Annotated in this window: 27 protein-coding genes; 7 read left to right on the top strand and 20 right to left on the bottom strand. The window is 62.0% G+C overall.

The window, feature by feature from the left end; genetic code table 11:
* Window positions 1–229: 229 nt before the first annotated feature.
* The 8 genes from ftsH to tolQ all read right to left on the bottom strand — a co-directional run bounded on the left by ftsH (window position 230) and on the right by tolQ (window position 9,415).
* Window positions 230–2,164, bottom strand: a complete 1,935-nt coding sequence (ftsH, locus tag C5J22_RS09090; RefSeq protein ID WP_105400253.1) for an ATP-dependent zinc metalloprotease FtsH — start codon at window positions 2,162–2,164, stop codon at window positions 230–232.
* A 105-nt stretch (window positions 2,165–2,269) separates the two neighbouring features.
* Window positions 2,270–3,631 carry a tRNA lysidine(34) synthetase TilS gene (tilS, locus tag C5J22_RS09095; protein WP_245440330.1) on the bottom strand — a complete coding sequence of 454 codons (1,362 nt, stop codon included), beginning with the start codon at window positions 3,629–3,631 and terminating at the stop codon, window positions 2,270–2,272.
* A 19-nt stretch (window positions 3,632–3,650) separates the two neighbouring features.
* Entirely contained in the window at window positions 3,651–4,703 is a 1,053-nt protein-coding gene (ybgF, locus tag C5J22_RS09100) for a tol-pal system protein YbgF (protein WP_105437966.1), read from the bottom strand.
* Window positions 4,704–4,878: 175 nt separating this feature from the next.
* Window positions 4,879–5,412 carry a peptidoglycan-associated lipoprotein Pal gene (pal, locus tag C5J22_RS09105; protein WP_046666774.1) on the bottom strand — a complete coding sequence of 178 codons (534 nt, stop codon included), beginning with the start codon at window positions 5,410–5,412 and terminating at the stop codon, window positions 4,879–4,881.
* A gap of 170 nt (window positions 5,413–5,582) precedes the next feature.
* On the bottom strand, window positions 5,583–6,896 hold the full coding sequence (gene tolB, locus C5J22_RS09110) for a Tol-Pal system beta propeller repeat protein TolB (protein WP_038544862.1): 1,314 nt from the start codon (window positions 6,894–6,896) through the stop codon (window positions 5,583–5,585).
* A gap of 84 nt (window positions 6,897–6,980) precedes the next feature.
* Window positions 6,981–8,201 carry a hypothetical protein gene (locus C5J22_RS09115; RefSeq protein WP_105437967.1) on the bottom strand — a complete coding sequence of 407 codons (1,221 nt, stop codon included), beginning with the start codon at window positions 8,199–8,201 and terminating at the stop codon, window positions 6,981–6,983.
* A 10-nt stretch (window positions 8,202–8,211) separates the two neighbouring features.
* The gene (gene tolR / locus C5J22_RS09120) at window positions 8,212–8,664 is read right to left on the bottom strand and encodes a protein TolR (RefSeq protein WP_046634957.1); all 453 of its coding nucleotides are present in this window, start codon (window positions 8,662–8,664) and stop codon (window positions 8,212–8,214) included.
* Window positions 8,665–8,695: 31 nt separating this feature from the next.
* Window positions 8,696–9,415 carry a protein TolQ gene (gene tolQ, locus C5J22_RS09125; RefSeq protein ID WP_105428667.1) on the bottom strand — a complete coding sequence of 240 codons (720 nt, stop codon included), beginning with the start codon at window positions 9,413–9,415 and terminating at the stop codon, window positions 8,696–8,698.
* Between the two features lie 348 nt (window positions 9,416–9,763).
* On the opposite strand from tolQ, the gene C5J22_RS09130 reads away from it, so the two are divergent.
* Window positions 9,764–10,444 carry a lysozyme inhibitor LprI family protein gene (locus tag C5J22_RS09130; protein WP_105437968.1) on the top strand — a complete coding sequence of 227 codons (681 nt, stop codon included), beginning with the start codon at window positions 9,764–9,766 and terminating at the stop codon, window positions 10,442–10,444.
* Between the two features lie 7 nt (window positions 10,445–10,451).
* On the opposite strand, the gene ybgC is transcribed toward C5J22_RS09130, so the two are convergent.
* Complete coding sequence (ybgC, locus tag C5J22_RS09135; protein ID WP_105437969.1) at window positions 10,452–10,919, bottom strand: tol-pal system-associated acyl-CoA thioesterase; 468 nt, start codon at window positions 10,917–10,919, stop codon at window positions 10,452–10,454.
* Window positions 10,920–11,041: 122 nt separating this feature from the next.
* Here ybgC and C5J22_RS09140 point away from each other — a divergent pair, with 122 nt between their 5' ends.
* The 3 genes from C5J22_RS09140 (at window position 11,042) to C5J22_RS09150 (ending at window position 14,244) form a co-directional block, all read left to right on the top strand.
* Window positions 11,042–12,262 carry an NAD-dependent epimerase/dehydratase family protein gene (locus C5J22_RS09140; protein WP_105437970.1) on the top strand — a complete coding sequence of 407 codons (1,221 nt, stop codon included), beginning with the start codon at window positions 11,042–11,044 and terminating at the stop codon, window positions 12,260–12,262.
* Between the two features lie 285 nt (window positions 12,263–12,547).
* Window positions 12,548–13,360 carry a glycosyltransferase gene (locus C5J22_RS09145; protein ID WP_105437971.1) on the top strand — a complete coding sequence of 271 codons (813 nt, stop codon included), beginning with the start codon at window positions 12,548–12,550 and terminating at the stop codon, window positions 13,358–13,360.
* Complete coding sequence (locus C5J22_RS09150) at window positions 13,357–14,244, top strand: NAD(P)-dependent oxidoreductase (protein WP_105437972.1); 888 nt, start codon at window positions 13,357–13,359, stop codon at window positions 14,242–14,244. The genes C5J22_RS09145 and C5J22_RS09150 overlap by 4 nt, the downstream gene beginning before the upstream one ends.
* Here C5J22_RS09150 and C5J22_RS09155 read toward each other — a convergent pair.
* The 10 genes from C5J22_RS09155 to ruvC all read right to left on the bottom strand — a co-directional run bounded on the left by C5J22_RS09155 (window position 14,228) and on the right by ruvC (window position 19,819).
* Window positions 14,228–14,593 (bottom strand): hypothetical protein, encoded by a 366-nt coding sequence (locus C5J22_RS09155; protein ID WP_105437973.1) that lies wholly within the window; start codon window positions 14,591–14,593, stop codon window positions 14,228–14,230. The two genes, C5J22_RS09150 and C5J22_RS09155, sit on opposite strands and share 17 nt — an antisense overlap.
* Window positions 14,594–14,799: 206 nt before the next feature.
* Window positions 14,800–15,309, bottom strand: a complete 510-nt coding sequence (locus tag C5J22_RS09160; RefSeq protein WP_105437974.1) for an NUDIX hydrolase — start codon at window positions 15,307–15,309, stop codon at window positions 14,800–14,802.
* A gap of 5 nt (window positions 15,310–15,314) precedes the next feature.
* Entirely contained in the window at window positions 15,315–16,214 is a 900-nt protein-coding gene (locus tag C5J22_RS09165) for a metallophosphoesterase (protein WP_105437975.1), read from the bottom strand.
* Window positions 16,215–17,255, bottom strand: a complete 1,041-nt coding sequence (gene ruvB, locus C5J22_RS09170) for a Holliday junction branch migration DNA helicase RuvB (RefSeq protein ID WP_038589315.1) — start codon at window positions 17,253–17,255, stop codon at window positions 16,215–16,217.
* The gene (locus C5J22_RS09175) at window positions 17,252–17,611 is read right to left on the bottom strand and encodes a PIN domain-containing protein (RefSeq protein WP_172745567.1); all 360 of its coding nucleotides are present in this window, start codon (window positions 17,609–17,611) and stop codon (window positions 17,252–17,254) included. Before C5J22_RS09175 ends, ruvB begins: the two co-directional genes overlap by 4 nt.
* A complete protein-coding gene (locus tag C5J22_RS09180) occupies window positions 17,574–17,909 on the bottom strand; it encodes an AbrB/MazE/SpoVT family DNA-binding domain-containing protein (RefSeq protein WP_172746573.1) in 336 nt (111 codons plus the stop codon). The genes C5J22_RS09175 and C5J22_RS09180 overlap by 38 nt, the downstream gene beginning before the upstream one ends.
* Before the next feature lie 57 nt (window positions 17,910–17,966).
* A complete protein-coding gene (gene ruvA, locus C5J22_RS09185; protein WP_105437977.1) occupies window positions 17,967–18,584 on the bottom strand; it encodes a Holliday junction branch migration protein RuvA in 618 nt (205 codons plus the stop codon).
* Between the two features lie 12 nt (window positions 18,585–18,596).
* Window positions 18,597–19,013 carry a type II toxin-antitoxin system VapC family toxin gene (locus C5J22_RS09190; RefSeq protein ID WP_105437978.1) on the bottom strand — a complete coding sequence of 139 codons (417 nt, stop codon included), beginning with the start codon at window positions 19,011–19,013 and terminating at the stop codon, window positions 18,597–18,599.
* Complete coding sequence (locus C5J22_RS09195; RefSeq protein WP_105437979.1) at window positions 18,994–19,254, bottom strand: AbrB/MazE/SpoVT family DNA-binding domain-containing protein; 261 nt, start codon at window positions 19,252–19,254, stop codon at window positions 18,994–18,996. The genes C5J22_RS09190 and C5J22_RS09195 overlap by 20 nt, the downstream gene beginning before the upstream one ends.
* 55 nt (window positions 19,255–19,309) lie before the next feature.
* Window positions 19,310–19,819 (bottom strand): crossover junction endodeoxyribonuclease RuvC, encoded by a 510-nt coding sequence (gene ruvC, locus C5J22_RS09200; protein WP_105400888.1) that lies wholly within the window; start codon window positions 19,817–19,819, stop codon window positions 19,310–19,312.
* A 191-nt stretch (window positions 19,820–20,010) separates the two neighbouring features.
* Here ruvC and C5J22_RS09205 point away from each other — a divergent pair, with 191 nt between their 5' ends.
* Both C5J22_RS09205 and C5J22_RS09210 read left to right on the top strand, forming a co-directional pair.
* Window positions 20,011–21,423, top strand: a complete 1,413-nt coding sequence (locus tag C5J22_RS09205) for a methyl-accepting chemotaxis protein (protein WP_105437980.1) — start codon at window positions 20,011–20,013, stop codon at window positions 21,421–21,423.
* A gap of 130 nt (window positions 21,424–21,553) precedes the next feature.
* Window positions 21,554–22,555 carry an LLM class flavin-dependent oxidoreductase gene (locus C5J22_RS09210; RefSeq protein WP_105437981.1) on the top strand — a complete coding sequence of 334 codons (1,002 nt, stop codon included), beginning with the start codon at window positions 21,554–21,556 and terminating at the stop codon, window positions 22,553–22,555.
* Window positions 22,556–22,613: 58 nt separating this feature from the next.
* Here C5J22_RS09210 and C5J22_RS09215 read toward each other — a convergent pair whose 3' ends face one another.
* Window positions 22,614–23,360 carry a YebC/PmpR family DNA-binding transcriptional regulator gene (locus C5J22_RS09215; RefSeq protein WP_105400236.1) on the bottom strand — a complete coding sequence of 249 codons (747 nt, stop codon included), beginning with the start codon at window positions 23,358–23,360 and terminating at the stop codon, window positions 22,614–22,616.
* A gap of 190 nt (window positions 23,361–23,550) precedes the next feature.
* Between C5J22_RS09215 and C5J22_RS09220 the strand changes: the two genes are divergently transcribed.
* Complete coding sequence (locus C5J22_RS09220) at window positions 23,551–24,063, top strand: pyridoxamine 5'-phosphate oxidase family protein (RefSeq protein ID WP_105400235.1); 513 nt, start codon at window positions 23,551–23,553, stop codon at window positions 24,061–24,063.
* Window positions 24,064–24,085: the final 22 nt, after the last annotated feature.

Genomic DNA, 24,085 nt, shown 5'->3' on the forward strand with positions numbered 1-24,085 from the left:
TAAGCTCCTTCGTCATCGCGCCTGAACGTCGCGGTCCTTGCAGGGATCGAACCCGCAGCATGTTAGACGGTAAAACCGGCCTGAAGCTTGGCTCATGCCATAGTTTAACGGCACAAGCACATAAATTAGCATCAAAATCGATTATATCCCGTTACTCATAACAAAACCTTCCAAGCAAAAGCCGCCGCGGATTGCTCCGCGGCGGCTTTTGGATTCGGTCGGCGAAGGATCAGTGCGGCTGCGGTTCCAGACCGCTTTCCGGCTCTCCGCCTTTCGGTTCGTCCTTCTTGGAGCCAGTCGAGGGAACAGCCGAACTGCGGGTCGGAGGCGCATCGTCGCCGAGATCGCGCGACGGCTTCTGGCCCTTGATCAGCGCCTTGATTTCCTCGCCTGAAAGCGTCTCGTATTCGAGCAGGCCTTCGGCAATCGCGACGAAGTCGTCGTGCTTCTCCGTGAGAATGCGGCGCGCCTCGGTATAGGCTTCGTCGATCAGGCGGCGAACCTCGGTGTCGATCTTCTGGGCAGTCGATTCCGAGACGTTCTTCGATTGCGAGACGGAATGGCCGAGGAAGACTTCCTGCTGGTTCTCGCCATAGGCGACTTGGCCGAGCATGTCGGAAAAGCCCCACTGGGTGACCATCGCGCGGGCAAGTTTCGTCGCCTGCTCGATGTCCGAGGATGCGCCAGAGGTGATGTTTTCCTTGCCGAAGGTCAGTTCCTCGGCGACGCGGCCGCCCATCATGATGACCAGGCGCGAGACCATCCACTTGTAGCTCATCGAGTAGCGGTCGCCTTCAGGCAACTGCATGACCATGCCAAGCGCGCGGCCGCGCGGAATGATCGTCGCCTTATGCAGAGGATCTGCGACAGGCACGTTGATCGCGGTCGTGGCGTGGCCGGCTTCGTGATAGGCGGTGAGCTTCTTTTCCGCTTCCGTCATGGCAGACGAGCGGCGCTCGGCGCCCATCATGATCTTGTCCTTGGCGTCTTCGAATTCGCTCATGGTGACCATGCGCTTGTTGCGGCGCGCGGCCATCAGGGCTGCTTCGTTGACGAGGTTCATGAGGTCCGCGCCGGAGAAGCCGGGCGTACCGCGGGCCAAGACCTTGAGGTCGACATTCGGAGCCAGCGGCACGTTGCGGGCATGGACCTTGAGGATGCGCTCGCGGCCGACGATATCCGGGTTCGGCACGACGACCTGGCGGTCGAAACGGCCGGGACGCAAGAGCGCCGGGTCGAGAACGTCCGGACGGTTGGTCGCGGCGATCAGGATGATGCCTTCATTGGCTTCGAAACCGTCCATCTCGACGAGGAGCTGGTTGAGGGTCTGCTCGCGTTCGTCGTTACCGCCGCCCAAGCCAGCGCCACGATGGCGGCCAACAGCGTCGATTTCGTCGATGAAGATGATGCAGGGTGCGTTCTTCTTTGCCTGCTCGAACATGTCGCGCACGCGGCTTGCACCGACGCCGACGAACATTTCGACGAAGTCGGAACCCGAAATGGTGAAGAAGGGCACGTTGGCTTCGCCGGCGATCGCACGGGCGAGCAGCGTCTTACCAGTACCCGGAGGGCCGACAAGCAGCACGCCGCGCGGAATACGACCGCCGAGGCGCTGGAATTTCTGCGGATCGCGGAGGAACTCGACGATTTCTTCGAGATCCTGCTTGGCTTCGTCGACACCGGCAACGTCTTCAAACGTCACCCGCCCATGCGCTTCGGTCAGAAGCTTGGCCTTGGATTTGCCAAAACCCATCGCGCCGCGCGAACCGCCCTGCATCTGCCGCATGAAGAACAGCCAGACGCCGAGGATGAGCAGCATCGGCAGCAGCGTGCCGAGATAGCTGAGGAAACCCGAGGATCCATCCGTTTCCGGACGTGCGACGATGGTGACGTTCTTTGCCTGCAGCCGATCCATCAGAGAATCGTCGATGACGGGCGAATAGGTCTGAAATCCCGATCCGTTTTCGGTGTAGGTGCCGAGCACCCGGTTGCCTGTGACGACGACATCCCGCACTCGCCCCGAATCCACATCTCGCAGGAACTGCGAATATGGGACCTCACGCGAGCTGGTCTGCGATGGCGCCGTCTGGAACATGCTGAACAACGCGACCAGCAGGAGGGCTATGATGACCCAGAGGGCGATATTACGAAAGTTTGGGTTCATTGAACTCCCCGGACTGCGACGGCCAGCTTCTTGAGCCGGCCGCCTTGCTTGCCGCATAACATAGGGTTGCGGCAAGTCCTTGCCAAGGCGAACAGGAGCCACCGCCTACCTTTTCCGCCAGGAATCCTTAACTGGCAGCCGGGGAAAACCGTCGCATCCGAGCAAAACCGCTAACTCAATGCCAAATCTAAGCTCGAACTGCGGCAAAAAACGGTCGAAAGGCGCAAGCACGGGGCGGACGATACTTCGTTCGGTCACGCCTTTGTTTTCGCGATCCTCCGCCGAAAGGGGTGCGTTAGCCTCGATGAAAGGCATCGCTGCCGCGGCGCGCATGGCGATCGCGGGCGGCACGCCGGGAAACAGCGCCAATGCTTCATCGCGATCCGGAGCGGTCGGGCCGATGATGATCTCGTGCGGGCCGGTGTTCGTGATGCGGTAGCGACCGTCCCAGATCGCCGTATCGCCCGCAGGAAGGTGCAGCGGCAGTATGCCGCGGTTTTCGCGGACGAGATAAAGCCCGTCGCGGCGCCGGTCGAAGATCACCCGGCCGGCGGTGATCCGTCCAGGCTGGCCACCGTCGAGAAAGGCCATGACCCGGTCCATGCTGTCGCTGCCGAGCGCATGCGCCCTGCCCCCGAGCACCGCGGCGAGGAACGACAGCGCATGACGGCGTGACGCCTCGTCCTCCTGCAGGCCCGCCGGGGCAAGATGCGCCAGAACGCCTTGGCGGACCGTCACATGCTCCCGCACAAGCCGCGCCGCCTCGTCGGAAAGCGCCGTCCGCCGCGCGGCGGCCATTGCCTGGGCGGCGGCGTCGAACCCATCCTTCTGCGCCAGCTGTCCGCGGACCCGCACCCGCTCGTAGTGCGGATCGAGATTGCTGGGATCGTCGATCCAGCCCTGCCCTTCCCCGGTCAGGAAGTCACGGATGTCGGACCGGCGCGTCTCAAGGAACGGCCGCAGCAGCCACCGGCGGCGATCGAGGAGCACTGCATGGGCCATGCCGGCAAGTCCGGAATTTTCATCGCCCTCGCCGCGCGCGGCGCGCATGGCGATCGTTTCGGCCTGGTCGTCGAGCGTGTGGCCGGTAACGATTGCCGTCGCATCGACCGCGTCGGCGATTTCGACCAGCAGCCGGTAGCGCGCCTCGCGGGCCGCCGCGGAAATGCCGGTCCGCGGTTTCTCGCCCTCCCACCGGCGGATGAAATGCGGAATGCCGAGCCGGCCGCAAAGGACTGCCACGGCATGCGCCTCGTCCGCCGATCCGGGTCTCAGCCCATGATCGATCGTGGCCGCGAAAAGCGACAGGCCGGAGCCGGGGGAATTGGTTTTCGAAAGGGCGACCAGAAGTCCGCAGGAATCGCTGCCCCCGGAAATCGCCACGAGAAGGCGCGCTGGTCTGGCGAGATCGGCGGTCAGCCGTTCGGCCGCCTGTTCGGGCGACAGGATCTTCGGGCCCGCGGTCACCAGAAAACGACGCCGCGGATCAGCAGGCCAGGCGCTTCTGTTCGCTGCCCACCTTGGCAAGTACGGCCTTGGGCGCGCTCGGATAACGCCGGGTGACTTCCTTGAGGGTTGCGCAGGCCGTGTCGGTATTGTCGAGTGCGGCAAGCGACATGCCGAGCTTCAGCAGCATTTCCGGCGCCTTGGGCGACTTGCCGTAGGTCTGGTGCGCGTTGAGGAAGGTCTTGGCGGCGTCGTTGTATTTCCCTTGGGAATACTGCGATTCGCCGAGCCAGAAGCTCGCATCCGCCACCTTGGCGCCCTTTGGAAAGGCGGCCAGATAACCGTTGAATTCCTTCTCGGCGAGTGGGTAGTCGCCGGCCAGCACATGGTTGTAGGCGGTCTGATAGGCATCGTTCTCGCTGCCGAGCGACGCGGTCTGCTGCGGATCGGTTCTGCCCGTCGGTGCCGGCGTCCTGCCGGTCGTCTGCGGGCCGGTCTCGACGCCCGGAAGCCCGGCGGCGTTGTTGGCCCGGTCGTTGCGGCTTGCGCCACGCGGATTGCCATTCTGGTCGAGATCCATCGAACCGAGCGTCGTCGGAGGCGGCGCGCGGCCGGGTGCGGTTGCCCCGCCGACGCCCTGACCGGACGGCGATTCGATGATCCGTGCGACATCGTCGGAGGACTGGGCAGGAGCGGTCGTCTGCGGCAACGGGGGCTGGGCGGCGGGAGCGCGGTTGGACGCCACGGCCGGTTTCCCGGTCGCGTCGTCCACTTCGGTGCGCTTCTTCTTTTCCAGGTCCTGGAAGCGGAATTCGTTGTCTTCCTGCGTCTTGCGCAGCTGCTCCTGCATCTGCAGCAGCTGAAAACTCATTTCCTCGATCCGGCCGTTCAACTGCCGGACCTCTTCCTGGAGCTGCTGGATACGGACGGCATCATTGCTCTGCGCCAGAATGACCGGGGGCGGAGTGGTTTCCCGCGGCTGTTCTGCAGCAGGCTGATTGCTGCCCTGGAAGAGTTTCGGCAGCGACAAAGCCCCAGCCGGGGCGCTCGTCGCCATCAGCCCCAGCATCGCTGCCAAGACAAGTTTCTTCATCTTTGTCCGTCCTGCTCTTTAGTCTGCGCCGGATTGGCGCGAGAGGAGATTTTTCCAACTGCCGGCAAAAAGCAACCGAGCTCCCGGTCAAAAATCCCGGAAAACAGGGCTAAACTATGGAAAAAACAAAAAGGCGGCCCGAAGACCGCCTTTTATATCGAGCCTGTGGCTCGGATCACATACCAGCGCCGCCGAGAACGGTGACGGCGCGACGGTTCTGCGACCAGCAGGAGATATCGTCGCAGACGGCAACCGGGCGTTCCTTGCCGTAGGAGATGGTCTTCAAGCGATTCGCCGGAACGCCGCGCGAGGCGAGATATTCCTTGGTGGCGGCAGCGCGGCGGGCGCCGAGCGCCAGATTGTATTCGCGCGTGCCGCGTTCGTCGGCATGGCCTTCGACGGTGATCGCGTAGTTCGGATAACGCGCCAGCCACTGCGCCTGACGGTCGAGCGTCTGCTGGGCGTCGGCACGGATCGAGGTGCTATCGGTGTCGAAGAAGATGCGGTCGCCGACATTGACGGTGAAATCCTGGGTCGAACCGGGCGTTGCGGCGCCGGCGCCGTTGAGGCCGAGCTCGCCGGCATTGTTCGGCAGGTTCTTCTTGTTGGCGCAGCCGGCCAGTGCAAGCGCCACAGTCAGGGCGATAACGGCAGGATTGCGGGCGAGGATCTGCATGCGGCTCATCGCCGAAGTATCGATGCGGCTCATGGCCGGTCTCTCCTTGATCAGTATTTCAGAGTTTCCAGATTCTAACCGGGTTGGGTTAACCATGATCAAATTCTTATGGTTAACAAAATATTCCCGATGTCCCTTTTCGTTCATTTTCAGCAGATTGGGGCGGGAAAGAGGCGGAAATCCGCCTCTTTCATCAAGCCGCCCTATTCGAGCAGCGGCGACCAGGCCGGATCCGAACCGTAGGAAGGCGTCTTGACCTGAAGCTCGTTGTAGCCGGTCAGGTCGATGGAATAGAGCTGCGGGCCGCCGGCGCCGGCATTCTGGCGGAAGAACATCAGCACGCGGCCGTTCGGCGCCCAGGTCGGACCTTCGTTGTGGAAACCGCTCGTCAGGATGCGCTCGCCGGAGCCGTCGGGCTTCATCACCCCGATCGAGAACTTGCCGCCCGACTGTTTTGTGAAGGCGATCAGATCGCCGCGCGGCGACCAGACCGGCGTCGAATAGGACCCGTCACCGAACGAGATGCGGGTCTGGCCCGAACCATCGGCATTCATCACGTAGATCTGCGGACGTCCGCCGCGGTCGCTTTCAAAGGCGATGCGCCCGCCATCCGGTGCATAGGAGGGCGAGGTATCGATCGCAGCCGTCGAGGTAAGCCGCGTCGTGGTGCGCGAGCGCAGGTCCATCGTATAGATGTTGGAATTGCCTTCCTGCTGAAGGCTCATGATCACCTTCTGGCCGTCCGGCGAGAACCGCGGCGAGAACGTCATGCCCGGGAAATTGCCCACCACTTCGCGCTGCCCGGTCTCCAGTTGCAGCAGGTAGACCCGCGGCTGGTTGCCCTCGAACGACATGTAGGTGACTTCCTGCCGGCTCGGCGAGAAGCGCGGCGTCAGCACGATATCCTTGGTGTTGGTCAGCATGCGGACGTTGAAGCCGTCCTGGTCCATGATCGCCAGTTGGCGCTGGCGGGCGGTCTTCGGCCCGCTTTCGGAAACGAACACGACGCGGGTGTCGAAATAGCCGTTCTCGCCGGTGATCTGCTTATAGATCGCATCGGCGATGATATGCGCGACGCGGCGCCAGTTTTCCGGCTGGGTAAAGAACTGCTGGCCGGTCATCTGGCTGCCGGCAAACGTATCCCACAGCCGGAACTCGGCGCGCAGGCGCCCATCGCCTTCGCGGGTGATACGGCCCGTCACCAGCGCCTGCGCGTTGATGACCTTCCAGTCCTCGAAGCGCGGTGCCTTGTTGGGATCGGCGATCTTTTCGATGAAGGCGCTTTTGTTGATCGGCGCGAAAAGCCCGGAGCGCTGCAGGTCTGCGGCAATCACCTGGGAAATCTGGGCACCGAGATCGTTGTTCGACAGGAAATCCGTCACCGCGATCGGCAGCGGCTGAATATTGCCCTTGTTGATGTTGATCTCGACGACAGCGTTGGCCGGGGTCGCGGCCATCAATGCCGTCAACATCCCCGCGGCCACCATCACGGCGCGAAAAAAAGAACTCTTGATCATTGAAACAAGCCTTTCAGCTTAATACGAGAGTTTCGGGGCAGGTTCCGTTTCATCTGTTTCTGCATCGGTTCCATACCTGCCGGCTCACAATGCGAACTCCGACGGATCGAAGTTCAGCACCAAAACATTCCAGCCCTTTTCGCCCTGGTATTTTTCGACCGGCAAATTCTTGAGCGGGGCGGATTTCATGAGGGCGCGGCGTGTGCTGCCTTCGACCGCACGCCGGGTTCCTTCCGGACCGCCGGTCGCCGTCACCTCCGGATCGCCAACGATATTGCCGGACTGATCGAGCTGCACCCTGATCTTCACGCGCACTTCCGAGACGCCGGTCAAACCGCCGACGAGCGCCCAGTTGCCCTGGATCTGCCCCTTGACGTTGTCGATCTCGCTGGAGCTCAGGCCGACGCCGATGGTCTTGGTATCGCCGCGGGCGGCCACCTGGGTGGAACGCTTGGCACCGCCGCCGGATGCCTCCTGCTTGTTCAGCAGGGCTGCGATGTCGTCGGCATTGAAATCGCTCTGCATGGAGGACGACGACTTGGCGGTCTCCTGCTGCTTGCCTTCCTTCTTGTCGGATGGCTTGACGGATGCGGTCGCCTTGTTGTCGGTCTTGGCCGTCTCGGCTGCCTTGGCCATATCCGGCTTCGCCTCGGCCGGCTTTTCAACAGGCTTGGCCTGCTCCTTCGGCGGTTCGGGCTTCGGCGGCTGGGGCCTTGAGGCGGGCGTCGGAACCGCTTGCGGCAGCTCACCCGTCTCCGAGGTGTTTTCGCTCTGCAGCGGCACGGCCGTCGGCTTGGCGGCCTCCGGCTTTGGCGGCGTAGGCTCGGGCTTCGGCGGGGTGATTTCCGGCTTCGGTGGCGTGATTTCCGGCTTGGGCTGCGGCAGAGCGGCCATCTCCGTCGGCTTCGGAGCCGTCTCTTCCTTGACGATGTCCTTGACCTGGTTCTGTTCCGGCGTCGGGGTAGGCGTCGGCCGTTCCACCGGCTTCGGAGCGGCCGTGGTTTCGGTCGGCTGCGGCTTGGTGGTCGGCGTCGGAGGTGTCTTCAGGTCGACGTCGTTCTCGCCGGCGTTCTGCGCGTTCTCGACGATCTTCTGGTTCTTGGTTTCCTTGGGCGAAGGCTTCTGGCTGGCAGGCGCCTTCTTGTCACCCTGCTGGGTCTGGGTGATCGATTCCACGGAGACGATGTCGACGGGAAGCGCGTCCACTTCGGCCACGTCGAAAGTCGCGGGCGCGCTCAGCGAAACGAGCGCCAAGCCGAGTACCAGCGTGTGTAGGACCAGCGATGTGCCGAGACTGACCTTCATGGCGCCGCGATCACTTCTCCTGTTCCTGCAGGGTCACGAGGCCGATATTCTTGTACCCGGCAGAAGAAATGCGGGCCATGACCTTCATGACGACGCCGTAGGCCGCGGTCGTATCGCCGCGCACATAGATACGTTCGTTATAGCCCGTGGTGGCGATCGCCTGGAGCTTCGGCACGATCTCGTCGAGGCCGATCGGCGTTTCCTGCAGGTAGATTTCGCCCTTCGGATTGACCGAGACGGTGATCGGCTGGGTATCGGCGTTCATCGCCTTCGCCTGCGTTTCCGGCAGGTCGATCGGCACGCCGACGGTCATCATCGGTGCCGCCACCATGAAGATGATGAGCAGCACGAGCATGACGTCGACGAGCGGCGTCACGTTGATTTCGCTGATCGCACCGCTGCGACGACCGCCGCGCCTGCGACGACCGCCACCCGATTTTGCTCCTCCGGCCGACATACCCATGAGACGTTACTCCTTGAGCCCGAGAGGCTTTTTACTGCGCCGCCTGGCGCGGCTGCAGCTTCTCGTCGATCTGGCGCGACAGGATGGCGGAAAATTCGTCCGCGAAACCTTCCATGCGGCCAGACAGCTTGCCGGCGTCGGCGGTGAACTTGTTGTAGGCGATGACCGCCGGAATAGCGGCGACCAGGCCGATCGCGGTGGCGAGCAGCGCTTCGGCGATACCGGGTGCGACAACGGCGAGATTGGTGGACTTCGACCCGGCGATCGCCTGGAACGATGTCATGATGCCGACAACCGTGCCGAACAGACCGATGAACGGACCGGCCGAGCCGATCGTCGCCAGCGACCCGAGGCGGGCCTCATAGGTTTCCGCTTCACGCGACATGGTGACGTCCATCGCCCGGTCGATACGCATCTGCAGGCCGATCGGCGAGCGCGCGCCGCGCTCGAAGCTCTTCTTCCACTCGCGCATGGCGGCGACGAAAATCGCGGCAAGACCGGTGTTCGTCCGTTCCGACAGGGTGCGGTAGAGTTCTTCCAGCGACTGGCCGGACCAGAAGACCTGCTCGAACTGGTCGAACTGGCGCTTGGCCTTGCCGAAGCTGACATATTTGTCGATCACGATCGCCCAGGTCCAGATCGATGCGCCGATGAGACCTATCATCACCAGCTTGACGACCAGACCGGCCTGCATGAACAGCGACCAGAGGCTCACTTCGCTCGCCGCTGCCGCCAAACCTACCTGTTCCATCTACTATCCCCGAATCCAAACGCCCGGCGTTGAGGACCGGGCGGTTCAAAAGCGCTCTCGCGAGTATATCTTTGACCGCTGGATGCGCTTAGCCCTAACCCCAAGATACCCTGAGCTTCAAGCTTGGCTTCTCGCTTTCAATTTTGGTCAAAGGAAGGCGTGCGTTGCACAAATTCCTCATGTCTCAGTAAGACACCATTATCGTTAACGAAAGGTTTAGGCGGGCCTTGCAATCGCGAGTTCCCAGATCACTTGAAGTTGGAGCAAGGAAAGCCGGCAACTTCCAACTTAGTTTTTTCTCATTCACGGGTTATGACACTGTCAGAATCGGATTCTCGGGGACACACCATGTGGCGCGCAGTGTTGATTGCCTTGACGATGTTGATCGCGGTGCCGGCCCATGCCGCCTCGTTCGACTGCAAGGGCGTCCCCTCGCCCGACGAACTGATAGTCTGCAACGATCCCCTCCTTTCGGCGCTGGACACGCAGCTTCCGCGGGTCCAGGAAAAGGCCGAACGGGAGAAAAGGGCGGAGACCCGCCAGATTTTGCGTGACTTCAAGAGCGACCGGTCAACCTGCGGCTCCGACCGATCCTGCGTTCTGAGCACATATATCGCGGTCCTTGGAGAACTCGGCGGGCCTAAGAGCATCCCCGCGGACATCACCGCCAGCACGATCGCGGGCGGGCGGGCCAAGCCCTCCCCGACATTGCCCGCGAAGATCGGCCAATGCTCGGTCACCAACGTGACCGAGGTCCATCCGCGGGTCGGCCAGGATCCCATCAAGGACGAGGATTACGACGCCGGAACCGGCATCGAATATGCCAACGAGGGCTATCAGGTTTCCTATGCCCGCGAGGAGGCGCTGATTGCCTCCAGGCCCGGCGACAAGGTGACCATGTGCCTGATTGCCATTCCCAAACGCTGCCCGCAGGGCGACGACCGGGGCCGCGAATATTTCGTCACCAACGCCCGCACCGGGCAGAGCTGGGCAATGGCCGATTCGCAGCATGCCTGCGGTGGCCCGTAGGTCCCGTCTAGACCGGATCGACCTGCTCGGCCGAACGCCCGAGAAACTTTTCCGCCACGCTCTCGGGCAGCCGGCGCGGACGCCCGTGCCTGTTGATGACGGCGATCACCACTTTTGCGGCGATCAACAGCGTTTCGCCCCGGCGGATCTCCTGGTTAAGCACCATCTTGGCGCCGCCCGCCTTTTCCGTCACCGTCTGGACGATCAGGATGTCGTCCATACGGGCCGGCTGCTTGAAGTCGATCTCCATCCGGTGGACGACGAAGACCAGCCCTTCTTCGTCGGCGGAAAGCAGCGCACTCTGTTCGCAGCCGAGGCAGCGCAGATAGTCGGTGCGGCCGCGCTCCAGGAAATGCAGATAACGGGCGTGGTAGACGAGGCCGGAAAAATCCGTGTCTTCATAATAGACGCGCTGGGCCAGCCGATGGCCACCTTCCATCAATTCGCCCGATAACAAAAAATTGTGTTCCTTCATGGCCTTGCCTTGGAAATTCCCTCTACTCCACTGGATAAGCGCGCAATGCCGCCCCAGTTTTGACGTCCTGTCACATATCCTCCCTATCAGGAAATAAGTCGAAAACCAGCGGAGAGTAACTCATGAAGATTGCAGTCCTGGGCGGCGACGGCTTCGTCGGCTGGCCGACATCGCTTCACCTGTCCGACGCCGGCCACGAGATCCACATCCTCGACAACCTCTCCCGCCGCTGGATCGATACGGAGCTTGGCGTCCAATCGCTGACGCCGATGGACAGCATCCAGGAACGCACCCGCATCTGGCATGCAGAGACCGGACGCCGCATTCATTTCCATCTGATCGACCTCGCCAAGGACTACGAACTCCTGAAGGGCTGGCTTTCAAAAAACCGCCCGGACGCCATCATCCACTTCGCAGAACAGCGGGCCGCGCCCTATTCGATGAAGAGCGACCGGCACAAGAACTACACCGTCAGCAACAATGTAAACGCCACCCATAACCTCCTGAATGCGCTGGTCGAACTCGATCTGGACGCGCATCTCGTGCATCTCGGCACGATGGGCGTCTACGGCTATTCGACGGTCGGCGCGGCGATCCCGGAAGGCTACCTCCCGGTCGGCATCGAAACGGCCGACGGCCGCACCGTTTCCCAGGAAATTCTATACCCGAGCAATCCCGGCTCGATCTATCACATGACCAAATGCCTCGATCAGCAACTCTTCCAGTTCTACGCGAAGAACGACGGATTGCGGATCACCGACCTGCACCAGGGCATCGTCTGGGGCACCCACACCGAACAAACCCGCCGGCACGCGCAATTGATCAATAGATTCGACTATGACGGGGATTACGGGACGGTCTTGAATCGTTTTCTCATCCAGGCGGCGATCGGTTATCCGCTCACCGTCCACGGCACCGGCGGCCAGACCCGCGCCTTCATTCACATCCAGGATTCGGTCCGCTGCATCGAGATCGCGCTGAACAACCCGCCCGCCCGCAGCAGCCGCGTCGAGATCTTCAACCAGATGACCGAGACCCACCGGGTGCGCAATCTTGCCGAGATGATCGCCCGGATGAGCGGCTCCAAGATCGCCTGGCTGCCCAACCCGCGCAAGGAAGCGCCGGAAAACGAACTGGTGGTGAAGAACGAGAAATTCCTCGGCCTCGGCCTCGAACCGACGACGCTCGGCGAAGGACTGCTCGGAGAGATCGTCGACGTCGCGAAGAAATACGCCTATCGCGTTGACAGATCACGCGTTCCCGCCGTCTCCGCCTGGACGAGGGACATCGCCGCGAAGGTGGAACATGACCCGGAGGGCGTGAGGTTGAAGTCGGTGTCGTGAAGAAATGAGGTTTGCGCCGCATCGCCCGTCGGGGCCTTCCCTATCAAACAGGCCTACTGTGCGGATAGTCGGAAGGTTGTGCCGTATGGCCCCCTCATCCGCCTGCCGGCACCTTCTCCCCGGTGGGGAGAAGAGGTATGCCGCACGCATTTCCTTCAACCAAATGCGCCGGCAGATGGGGTCGCGGCCCATCCACGAATCTCTTCTCCCCTCGGGGAGAAGGTGCCGGCAGGCGGATGAGGGGGACTGCGGAACAGCAGCCTTGATCCTACGGAAGTCTGCTCCATGACCAACGCCTTCGTCACCCTGGTCACCAATGCCGACTACGCCATGGGCGCCACCGCGCTGGCCCGCTCCATACGCCGCACCGGCACTGAGGGCGATATCGTCGTCCTCCATACCGGCGGCGTCGAGCGCACAGCGCTGGCCCCGCTCGAAGCCCTCGGCTGCCGGCTGGTCGAGGTCGAACATCTGCCCCTCTCCGAAGCCTTCAACGAACGGCATGCGCGAAAAAACCTGCATGGCGCCGCCCCCTTCACCAAGGGCCGCAAGCCGGATTTCCACACGCCGCTGGACAATTTCTGCAAGCTTCGGCTCTGGCAGCTCACCGACTACGAAACCTGCATCTTCATCGACGCCGACGCGCTGGTGCTGAAGCCGATCGACAAGCTGTTTTCCTATCCGGAGTTTTCCGCAGCCCCGAACGTCTATGAAAACCTCTCCGACTTCCACCGCCTGAACTCCGGCGTCTTCGTCGCCAAACCTTCCGCCGAGACTTTTGACAGGATGCTTGCGGCGCTCGACCAGCCGAACGCCTTCTGGCGGCGGACGGACCAGACGTTTCTCGAGAGCTTCTTTCCGAACTGGCACGGCCTGCCGGTCTTCATGAACATGCTGCAATATGTCTGGTTCAAGATGCCCGATCTCTGGGACTGGGAAAGCATCGGCGTGCTGCATTACCAGTATGAGAAGCCGTGGGAGAAGGATCATCCGAAGGCCGACCGGCTGCGGCCGCTGATCGACCTCTGGCATGCATTTTACGAGGATCGCGAGATCCCCGCCCTCTCCAGCCTGCCGAAACCGGGAGAGACGCCATGAAGGTGCTGATATCGGGTGGAACGGGCCTGGTCGGCCGCTACATCGTCGAGGGCCTGCTTGGTGCCGGATATCAGGTGATCGTCGGAGGGCGCAGCCCGCCGGCGCCTGGCTTCTTTTCCAAACCCGTCGAGTTTGCGCCCCTTTCGCTCGATCCCGCTCTCGACCAGATCGAAGCTTTCGACGAGGCCTATTTCTTCGTCCATGCCGCCTTCGACCATTTGCCCGGAAAATATCGCGGCGGCGAAGGCGATGATCCCGATCGCTTCCGCCGGCTGAACCTCGATGGTACGGTCAAGCTGTTCGAGACTGCGAGGAAGGCCGGCACCCGCAGGGCGGTCTTCCTCTCGAGCAGGGCCGTCTATGACGGACAACCGGCCGGAACGGTGCTTCACGAAGACCTGGCTTTGAAGCCGGACGGGCTCTACGGCGAGATCAAACTCTGGGCCGAGGGAGCACTGGCGGAGCTTTCGGCGCCCGGTTTTGCCACCTCGTCTCTCCGGCTCACCGGCGTCTACGGCAATCTGCGTCCCAATAAATGGGACGCGCTCTTTTCGGATTACCTGGGGGGCCGGCCGGTTCCGTCGCGTGCGGGAACGGAGACGCACGGTCGCGATGTCGCCGCCGCCGTTCGCCTCATGCTGGAGACCGAAACAGGCAAGATTGCCGGCCAGGTGTTCAATGTTTCGGACATCCTGACCGATACATGCGAAATCCTCGGCCACCTGCCTGGGTCCCACCACAACCTGCCGCCGTCGGCCGATCGCAGCGCTGTCAACGTCATGTCGACGGACAAACTGAAGGCGCTGGGCTGGCAGCCGGGCGGCACGCCGCTTTTGCGGCAGACGATCGCGGATCTTGCGGCCGCTCTCAATGCGACTGCGTGAAACGCCGCATCTTTGCTTCGTTCTTTGCCTTTTCGATCGCCTTTTTATGCTCTTCGGCCCATTTCTGGCCCGCATCACCGCCCCAGAGCAGCCAGGCGATGTAACCGGTGGAGGGATTTTCGTCGTCGCCGAAGTTCTCGGCACGCTTGTCCGTCTTGTGGCGGGAAAAATAGCTCACCATCCGCCGCACCGTCTTTTCCGAGATCAACTTGCGGTTCTTGAGGTCCCGCGCTCTGGCGACGCCCACCATCGTGCCGCCGCGACGATGCTGGGAGCGGAGCTTCAAGCCTTTTTCAGCGGCCTGCGCCACTTCGGCAGGCGGGATGTGGTCGGGATTCTCGCTATCCATGGGTCTTCCTCAGGTCGGACTGACTCTTGAGAACGCGGTCGCATCTCGATCTTCTGCATGGCGTTCTCCTTTCGGGGAGAAACGGCAAGCGATGCGCAGATGTTCCAGCCGGAATGCAGGCGAACGGAAAGGGCGTCGGCCCGCACCAGCCGACGATCGCTGGAGGCGAGCGCTGAAGTCCGGCGGAATGCGAAAAAAGATCGAACCTAAGATTTCAGGTCGAGGTCGCCGTCGCGCCAGACGAGGTGGCGCGGACTGACCGGCAAGTTCTCGATTTCCTCGGCGATGAAGTAGGGCGGGATGTCGAGCGCCCTCAGCGCCGCGGTCGTCGCCGGTACCCATTTGAATTCCAGATCGTGCTCGTCCTTGATCCGATGGACGATGTCCGTCGGATGAAAGGGAAAGGTCTCCGGAATGTCCATCAGGTAATAATAACCGAGTTCATGCCAGTCGCGGTCTTCGTAGTGGAAGAAGTTCTCGACCGACCAGAGCAGCCGGCGAACGCTCACCTCGGCGCCGATTTCCTCGACCATCTCGCGTCTGAGAGTCTCCTCCGATGTCTCGCCGATCTCCGCCCGCCCGCCCGGAAAAGTCCAGAAGGCCTCGTCCACGGCGCGGTGCACCAGCACGTAACCGTCCCGGAACCCAAGCCCGGCAATCCGCATCTGGAAAATGCGCTTGCTCTTGGTCTTGATACGGATGCGAGTGCGCGCCATGCGGTTTATCCCAGTTCGATCACGACAATTTCTGGCCTCGAGCCTACTCTCACCGGTAGGATGGAACAGCCGAGGCCCCGGGACACGATGAGATCACGCTCCCCCTCACGATAATGCCCGGCCGGATAACGCCGCGAGCCCTGCGATGCAGCGGCGGGCCGCCAGCCCAGTATATTGATCTGGCCGCCATGGGTATGACCAGAAAGCGTCAGACTGACCCTCTCGCTCACCTGCGGAAATATGTCCGGCTCATGTGCCATGAGCAGCACCGGCGCGTCGTCGTCAATCTGCGCGAGCGTTCCCGGAAGATCGTCGATGCCCCTCATCATCGTCCGCTTGAAGTCTTTGCCGGGGCGCAGAGCCATCTGGTCGCCGAGGCCCGCCAGCCAGAACGAGTGGCCGTCTTTCTCCAGCCTGACGGCCTCGTTGATGTAGGTCGGTATTCCGACGCTCCTCAGTGCAGCCGCCGCGATATTCTCGGCGAGGGGATCTCTCTGGAAGCGAAGATCCTCCCAATGGTCGTGATTGCCGAGCACTGCATGAACGCCGAGTGGCGCTTTCAGCACCGAGAACACCTGCGACCAATCCGCCGACGGGATATGCTCGGTCAGCAGGTTCATTCCCGACACGTAATCGCCGAGCAGCAGGATGACATCCCCGTTCAGCGCATTGGCCGCCGAACAGACCGACCCGATCCGGTCGAGGCTCATCCAGGGCTCGCAGGCGTGGATATCCGCAAGGACGACAACGCGCAGCTTCAATCCCGGCGTCCATCGCCTGGGCGTGACGGCATACTGCGTCAGCCGAGGCCGTGCCATCACCTCCACGAAGGGATAGGCGGCCAGGGCGAACAGGGTCGCAACTCCTCCGGCAAAGGCCTTGAGCAAAGTCCGCCTTGTGAGCACTCAGTCGTCCTCGAGATTCATCCGGAATTGCGCGGCCTCGAGATCCTTCGGCGGCTGCATTCCCAGATGTTTCCACGCGTTTGCGGTCAAAACGCGGCCCCGTGGCGTGCGCTGGATGAAACCCTGCTGGATCATGTAGGGTTCGATGATGTCCTCGATCGCATCGCGCGGTTCGGACAGGCCGGCGGCGATCGTCTCGATACCGACCGGCCCGCCGCCGAAATTGACGGCGATCATGTTGAGGTAGCGTTTGTCGAGCTGGTCCAGGCCCATATTGTCGACCAGCAGCCGGGTCAGCGCCTCGTCGGCGATCTCCTTCGTCACCGCCTCGGCCTTCGCTACTTCGGCGAAGTCGCGCACCCGGCGCAAAAGCCGCCCGGCGATGCGTGGCGTGCCGCGGGCGCGGCGGGCGATCTCGCGGGCGCCTGCATCGGTCATCGAAAGGCTCATCAGCCGCGCACCGCGCCGGACGATCAGTTCCAACTCATCGACCGTGTAGAAGGACAACCGGATGGGAATGCCGAACCGGTCGCGCAGCGGCGTGGTGAGCAGACCGGCCCGGGTGGTGGCGGCAACCAGCGTGAACTTCGACAGATCGATCTTCACCGACCGCGCCGACGGCCCTTCGCCGATGATCAGGTCCAGCTGGAAATCCTCCATCGCTGGATAGAGGATTTCTTCGACTGCCGGGTTGAGCCGGTGGATTTCGTCGATGAAGAGCACGTCCCGCTCCTCGAGATTGGTGAGCAGGGCCGCGAGGTCGCCCGCCTTGGCGATGACCGGGCCGGATGTCGAGCGGAAATTGACGCCGAGTTCCTTGGCCATGATCTGCGCCAGCGTCGTCTTGCCAAGCCCCGGCGGACCGACGAACAGCACGTGGTCCAGCGCCTCGCCGCGGTTCTTCGCCGCCTCTATGAACACCTTCAGGTTGGCGCGCGCCTCCGCCTGGCCGGTGAACTCGTCCAGCGACTGCGGGCGCAGCGTCGTATCCAGGTCTTCGCCCCGCTTTTCCGGCGTTATCAGGCGAGCGGGTTCACTCATGCGAGAAGTTCCATTCCGGGTATATATCGTGCGGCAGTTTTGTCGAAAGTCACCGTTTTTGAACAGCCAATTCTCTTTGCGAGCTCGGCGATCATATAGTCTGCAACGTCAAACTTGCCAAAACCATCGGCCAAGAACATGGTCTCTATGAAATCCGGATCCTCGAAGACAAGCTCTCGGCTTTCCAATAGTCCACGAAACAGAGACGCAATCTCCTGGTTCTTGTAGCCGTAACGTTTCCGCATCACCCAACATGCTTCGGCGAAAACGAAGAGCGAAATATAAGCCGGATTTTCTGCCGATCTTGAACGGAAGAACTCAACTGCGCTTTCGTACTGTTTCGGATCGTCCGTCATCAGAAATCTGAGGAGCACGTTTGTATCGATGCCAATCACGCATGATCCTCCGATCATCATCTGCAGCCGCTTCCGCCGCGGCTTCGCTCATTTCTTCGATGGTCAAACGGACGCCGTTGGGAGCATGGCCGAGAATACCCGCAAACTCCATGACGCTCCGCGTCTTGGCCCTTAATTTGACTTCACCATTTTCAATGACGAAGTCCATTTGATCACCTGGACTAAGATTGAGATATTTCCTGATTTCGATTGGGATTGTCGTCTGACCTTTAGAGGTCAATTTTGCGCCATAGCCCATGAGTACCTCCATTCCTTACTTTTGATTTTAGTAAGGATCATGGAAAATTGCAAGGAATCACCGAGCCAGTTCCTTCAGCCCCAGCCGTATGAGCCTGGCGCTATCGCCCCCCTCGCCGCCGTTCTTGAGCGCCGCCGCAACCGCGTTCGCGGCCTGGTCGCGGGAGTACCCGAGATTGGTGAGCGCCGAGACGGCATCGGCAACCGGTGCAGCGGCCACGCCCTCGCCAAGCTCCTGCTTAAGGCCGATATTGCCCGAAGCCTCGCCGGCAAAGGCGGGCGCCTTGTTCTTGAGTTCGGTGACGATACGCACCGCGACCTTCGGCCCGACGCCGGGCGCACGCGAGACAGTGGTCTTGTCCTGAAGGGCGATAGCGTTGGCAAGCTCGGAGGGCGTCAGCGTTGAGAGCACCGCGAGCGCCACCTTGGCGCCGACACCCTGCACGCTCTGCAGCAGGTTGAACCATTCCCGCTCCAGCGCGCTCAGGAAGCCGAAAAGCTTGAACTGATCCTCGCGGACATAGGTCTCTATGAAGAGGACCACCGCTTCGCCGATCGACCCCATCTTCGACAGCACCCGCGACGAACAGAAGACCTCGTAACAGACGCCATGAACGTCGACGAGCACATAGTCGTCGCCGATCTCGTCGATAGTGCCTTTGAGCTTGCCGATCATGAAAGATGTCCGTCAGGGATGGGTTTCGGGGGAGATGATATCGAGCGAGGGAAAATAGGCACGGTAACGGGCTGCATCACGGGTCAGGAGACGATGGGAGCGGACCGCGGCATGGGCGCCGATCAGGAAATCCGGCAGGGTTCGCTCACGAAGTCCGCCGGACCTGCGGCAGGAAAAATGCGCCTTACCCGCCTGAAATGCCGCATCATAAGACAAGGTCTCGCGCTTCATACCGAGCCAGCCGAATGCCAGGGTTATCTCGAGTTCACTCAGCGGCGATGCCGACAGTTCCGACCAGATGACCGGATTGAGGATAAGTTCGCCCTCTTCCGCGCATCGTTTCAATGCACCGAGCGACCAGTTCCGCGCCGGAGTGGCAGGCCCAAGCATATCGATCAGCACATTCGTATCAACGACGGTCGAAGTCATCGCGCGGTCCCCGAAGCCAGTCGATGTACTCATCGGTCGTCATGCCGCCGAGATCCCAGGTGCCTTTGACGCTGTCCGCCCATTCTTCGAAGCTCTTGTAGTCCCGCTTGCTGTCGTCGAGCCTGACAAGCCTCACGCCGTCATCAGACACGATAAAATCCACCTCCGACCCCGGTCCGATCTTCAATCGGTCGCGGATTTCCTTGGGGATCGTAACCTGGCCTTTTTCGGTGACGCGCATGGTAATACCTCTGAGGTATTACTTATCGGCCAAACCAGAACAAGTCAAGAACAAACTAGCCGGCGAGTGCGGCGCGCATGCGCTGGCCACCGCGGTTATGGGCGTGGCAGATGGCGATCGCCAGCGCGTCGGCAGCGTCGTTGCCCTTGAACTCCGCCTTCGGCATCAGGATCTTCAACATCATGTGGATCTGCTGCTTTTCGCCGTGCCCGACACCGATCACCGCCTTCTTGACGGCGTTCGGCGCATATTCGGCGACGGGCAGCCCGGCCCGTGCCGGCACCAGCATGACGACCCCCCTCGCCTGGCCGAGCTTCAGCGTGGCGACCGCATCCTTGTTGACGAAGGTCTGCTCCACGGCCGCCTCATGCGGCTGATAGGCGTGCACGACTTCCGCCAGCCCGTCATGCAATTGGCAGAGGCGCGAGGCGAGGTCCATGTCGCCGTCGGAGGTCACCGTGCCGGAAGCGACGAATTTCAGGCTGTTGCCCAGCGTCTCGATGATGCCCCAGCCGGTGCGTCGAAGCCCCGGGTCGATGCCGATGATGCGAATCGTGCCTGTCATGCCCATACCCTATCCTGATGCCCCAACCAGTGCCATGAGAATGTGAACAAACCGAAAACGGGAATGGAGGACCGTTTACCCTTCGGTAACCACGTCGGGAAGGTTTGCCCCCTTTCGGGTCGCCGGTCGGCAACGCCTCAGCGCCTCGCGCGTTGCAAATCGCGGCTTGGACGCAATGTGAGGAGGCAGCCATGATAGGCAGACATCATTCCCTATCCGCCAAGGTGATCGGGCTTGTGCTGGCGCAGAATGGGATTCTCGCGGGGCTCCTCTTTTACGTCGCCGACGAGCTGACGCCTTTCGAGATGCTGGGCATCGCCGCGTCGCTGATAACGCTGACTCTCGTCACCATTTCCCTTGCCGGTGCACTCATCAATCCGCTGCGCACCATCGCGGGAACCGTCTCGGAGGTCGCCGCCGGCAAGACGGCGGTGCCACGCGAACATCTGGCCCGCACCGATGAAATCGGCTCGATCTCCCGGGCGTTGGAGCAGCTTTGCCGCAATCATCTCACCCGGCTCGTCAAGGACGAAGAAGCGCGCGAGCGGCAGGAAGCGGAGGCGGAGCAAGCTCGCATTCGCGATCTTGAGGCCGCCGGAGAAGAGGCGCGCGACCTGAAGACAGTGGTCGAAGCGCTCGATGGCGGTCTGCGGCGCCTGGCGGTCGGCGATCTGACCGTGCGGATCGATATGCCGTTCCCCGACAGGTACGAGGGCCTGCGTGCGGATTTCAACCATGCCCTGACGATCCTGGAGGACGTGCTCGGCATGATCGGCAGCTGCGCCCACGGCCTCCACACGGACTGCGCCGAGGCGCGCGACGAACTGACGAAAACCGCCGAGGCCGGTGGCCGGCTGACGGCAACCATCGCCAAGACGGCCGCGGATGTCGGCAAGCTTGCCGAGACGCTGAGGGTACGAAAGATGCAGGCCCAGCACGCGGCCGAGATCGCCAACAACGCCCGGCTCGACATGCGCCCACCGAAGGAGATGATAGAAGCCACAACGGTGGCGATGGAGGCGATCCGCAAGGCGTCGCTCAAGATCGAGCCCGCCACCGCTACGATCCGGGAAATCGCCTTCCAGGCCAATATCCTCGCCCTCAATGCCGGCCTCGAAGCGACCCATTCGAGTGAGGCCGAGACCGACTTTAAGACCGTGGCGGAGGAAATCCGCGGACTTGCCGAGCGGGCCGCCGAGGTGGCCAAGGAAATCTCCGGCCTGTCCCGAAGGTCGGCGGAAGCGGCCGAACTCGGCGGCAGGTCTATCGAGAAGGCGGGCGGAGAACTGGATGCGATGACGATCTACGCGGATGCCTTGCACGATCGCGTCGCAGCACTCGCGGCAAGCTCGGGCAAGGAGATCGAAGTGGTCGCAGCCGTCAGGACAACGATGACGACGCTTGCCAGGGCGAGCCGCGACCAGATCGGCGCGCTGGATGCGCTGACGGCAAAGCTCGGCCGCATGAACCGCGATATCGGCGCGATCGAACATCAGGCAGGGCGCTTCACGCCCGTCACGATCCTCCAGGCGGGAGGAGTGGCGGTACCGGAGAGCCTCAAACCCGCAAAACCCGGCTCGCACCTGCGGCTGGTCAAGTCGTGATGCCGAGGGGCTCCGCTGCGCGCCTTTTTCGGGCGCTTCTTTTTCTGTCGGCCGCAGGGTCGTATTCCTGGACGAGGCTGCCTAGATAACTGGAACACCCTGTCAGTTATTCCGCCTTCAGGACGCGCCGATGATCCCCTTTTCCATTCTCGATCTTTCACCCGTCGGTGAAGGTTATTCCGTGAGCGATGCGCTCGACCAGTCCCGCCGCCTGGCGATCAAGGCCGAGGAGCAGGGCTATAAACGCGTCTGGCTTGCCGAGCACCACGGCATGCCGGGCATCGCCAGTGCCGCAACGGCGATCGTCATCGGCCATGTGGGCGCCGCCACCAAGACCATCCGCGTCGGCTCCGGCGGCATCATGTTGCCCAATCATTCCCCTCTCGTCATCGCCGAACAGTTCGGCACGCTGGAAGCGCTGTTGCCCGGCCGCGTTGATCTCGGTCTTGGCCGCGCGCCTGGAACCGACATGCGCACCGCGAGCGCCCTTCGCCGCAATCTCGATGCTGGTGCCGAAAGTTTCCCGCACGACATTCTGGAATTGCAGCGCCTGCTCGGCGCGCCCGAAAAGGACCAGAGCCTGCTCGCCGTCCCGGGCATGGATGCGCATGTGCCGATCTGGCTGCTCGGATCGAGCGTCTACAGCGCCCATCTCGCAGCCGCCCTCGGCCTGCCCTATGCGTTTGCCTCGCATTTCGCGCCTGACATGCTGATGGAAGCGATCTCGATCTACCGCGACCGTTTTAAGCCGTCTCTCCAGCTCGACAAGCCCTACATGATGGTCGGCGTCATGGGCGTCGCGGCGGAAACCGATGTTGAAGCGGAGCGCGCCTTCACCTCGTCGCAGCAGCAGTTCGTCAATCTGCGCAAGAACGTCCGCACCCGGTTCCCGAAGCCCGTCGACAGCATGGAAGGTTTCTGGACGCCGATGGAGAAGATGAACGTCGAGCACACGCTGCGTTACGCAGCGGTCGGTTCCGTTGCGACGGTCGAGGCAAAGCTCAGGGATTTCCTGGGAGAAACCGGCGCCGACGAACTGATCATCTCGATGCCGATCCACGATGTCGATGCGCGGCTGCGCTCGGTCGAATTGTTCGCCACGTTGCCGATGATGGAAAAGGTGAAGGCCTGAAACAAAGGCGGGCTGGTCATGCCAGCCCGCTCCGTAAAATTGGGAGGTCGAGAACCGATCAGGCCGAAAGCTTGGCCATGACCTCTTCGGAAACCTCGAAGTTCGAATAGACGCTCTGAACGTCGTCGTCGTCTTCCAGGTTGTCGATGAGCTTCAGCAGCGACTGCGCCTTCTCCTCGTCCACCTCGATCGTGTTCTGCGGCCGCCAGATGACCTTGACCGTTTCGGCCTGGCCGAGCGTCGCTTCGAGCGCCTTCGACACTTCGCCGAGGCTTTCGAAAGCGCAGATGATCGTGTGGCCGTCCTCGTCGGTGGTCACGTCGTCGGCACCTGCCTCGATCGCCGCTTCCATCACCTTGTCCGCATCGCCGACGCTCGCCTTGTAGGTGATTTCGCCCACATGGTCGAAGGAGAAGGAAACCGAGCCGGTTTCACCGAGCACGCCGCCGGCCTTGGTGAAGATCGAGCGGACGTTGGAGGCCGTGCGGTTGCGGTTGTCAGTAAGCGCCTCGACGATGACGGCGGTGCCGCCCGGGCCGTAACCCTCGTAGCGGACGGAATCGTAGTTTTCCGCATCCGCGCCGGCAGCCTTCTTGATCGCCCGGTCGATATTGTCCTTCGGCATCGACTGAGCCTTGGCGTTCTGGATCGCCAGGCGCAGTGCCGCGTTCATGGTCGGATCGGGCAGACCGGTCTTGGCGGCGACGGTAATTTCGCGCGCAAGCTTGGAAAACATCTTCGACCGGATCGAATCCTGCTTGCCCTTGCGGTGCATGATGTTTTTGAACTGTGAATGGCCAGCCATGGCACCCCTGACACTTTAGCTTGTTCTGGAACTCGTTCTGGAATGGCGCCTTATAATTTCGAAGCCTGAGCCGTTCAAGGGCATTCCAGGGCAAGGCGGGCTTTTCCTGATGCCGCCCCGCCGACAAGGCCAGGAACAAAGCCAAAGCCTTGCCGTTTGTTCACCGAGACGAACAACAAGGAGACAATCGATGGCAAGCCTTACCGAAGCCCGCGAAGCGCCCGAACGCCAGCTCTGGGACGAGATCAACAACATCCATGCCGGCATGCTCGGGATCGAGGGCTCGCATATGCATTTCCAGCCGATGGCACCGAATGCCGATCCGAAATCGAGCACGATCTGGTTCTTCACCAAGGCCGACACGGACCTAGTACGCGCCATCCGCGCCGGCAGCCGCGCCCATTTCTGCGTCGTCGGCAAGAACCACGATTACCACGCCTGCCTTTCCGGCACGCTGGAGATCCGTAACGACCGGGCCAAGATCGACGAATACTGGAGCGCCGTAACCTCGGCCTGGTACGAGCGCGGCAAGGAAGACCCGCTGCTGACCCTGCTCGCCTTCCGGGTCGACGACGCGGAAATCTGGGCTTCCACCGACAGCACGTTGAAATTCGGCTGGGAAATCGCCAAGGCCAACCTGAAGGACGAGAAGATGCCGGATGTCGGCGTCAAGCAGCACCTCGCCTTCCCGCAATTCCACTGAACCGGAACAAGGCCGCAGGGGC

The sequence above is a fragment of the Neorhizobium sp. T25_13 genome, from assembly GCF_002968675.1.
Lineage (GTDB): Bacteria > Pseudomonadota > Alphaproteobacteria > Rhizobiales > Rhizobiaceae > Neorhizobium > Neorhizobium tomejilense.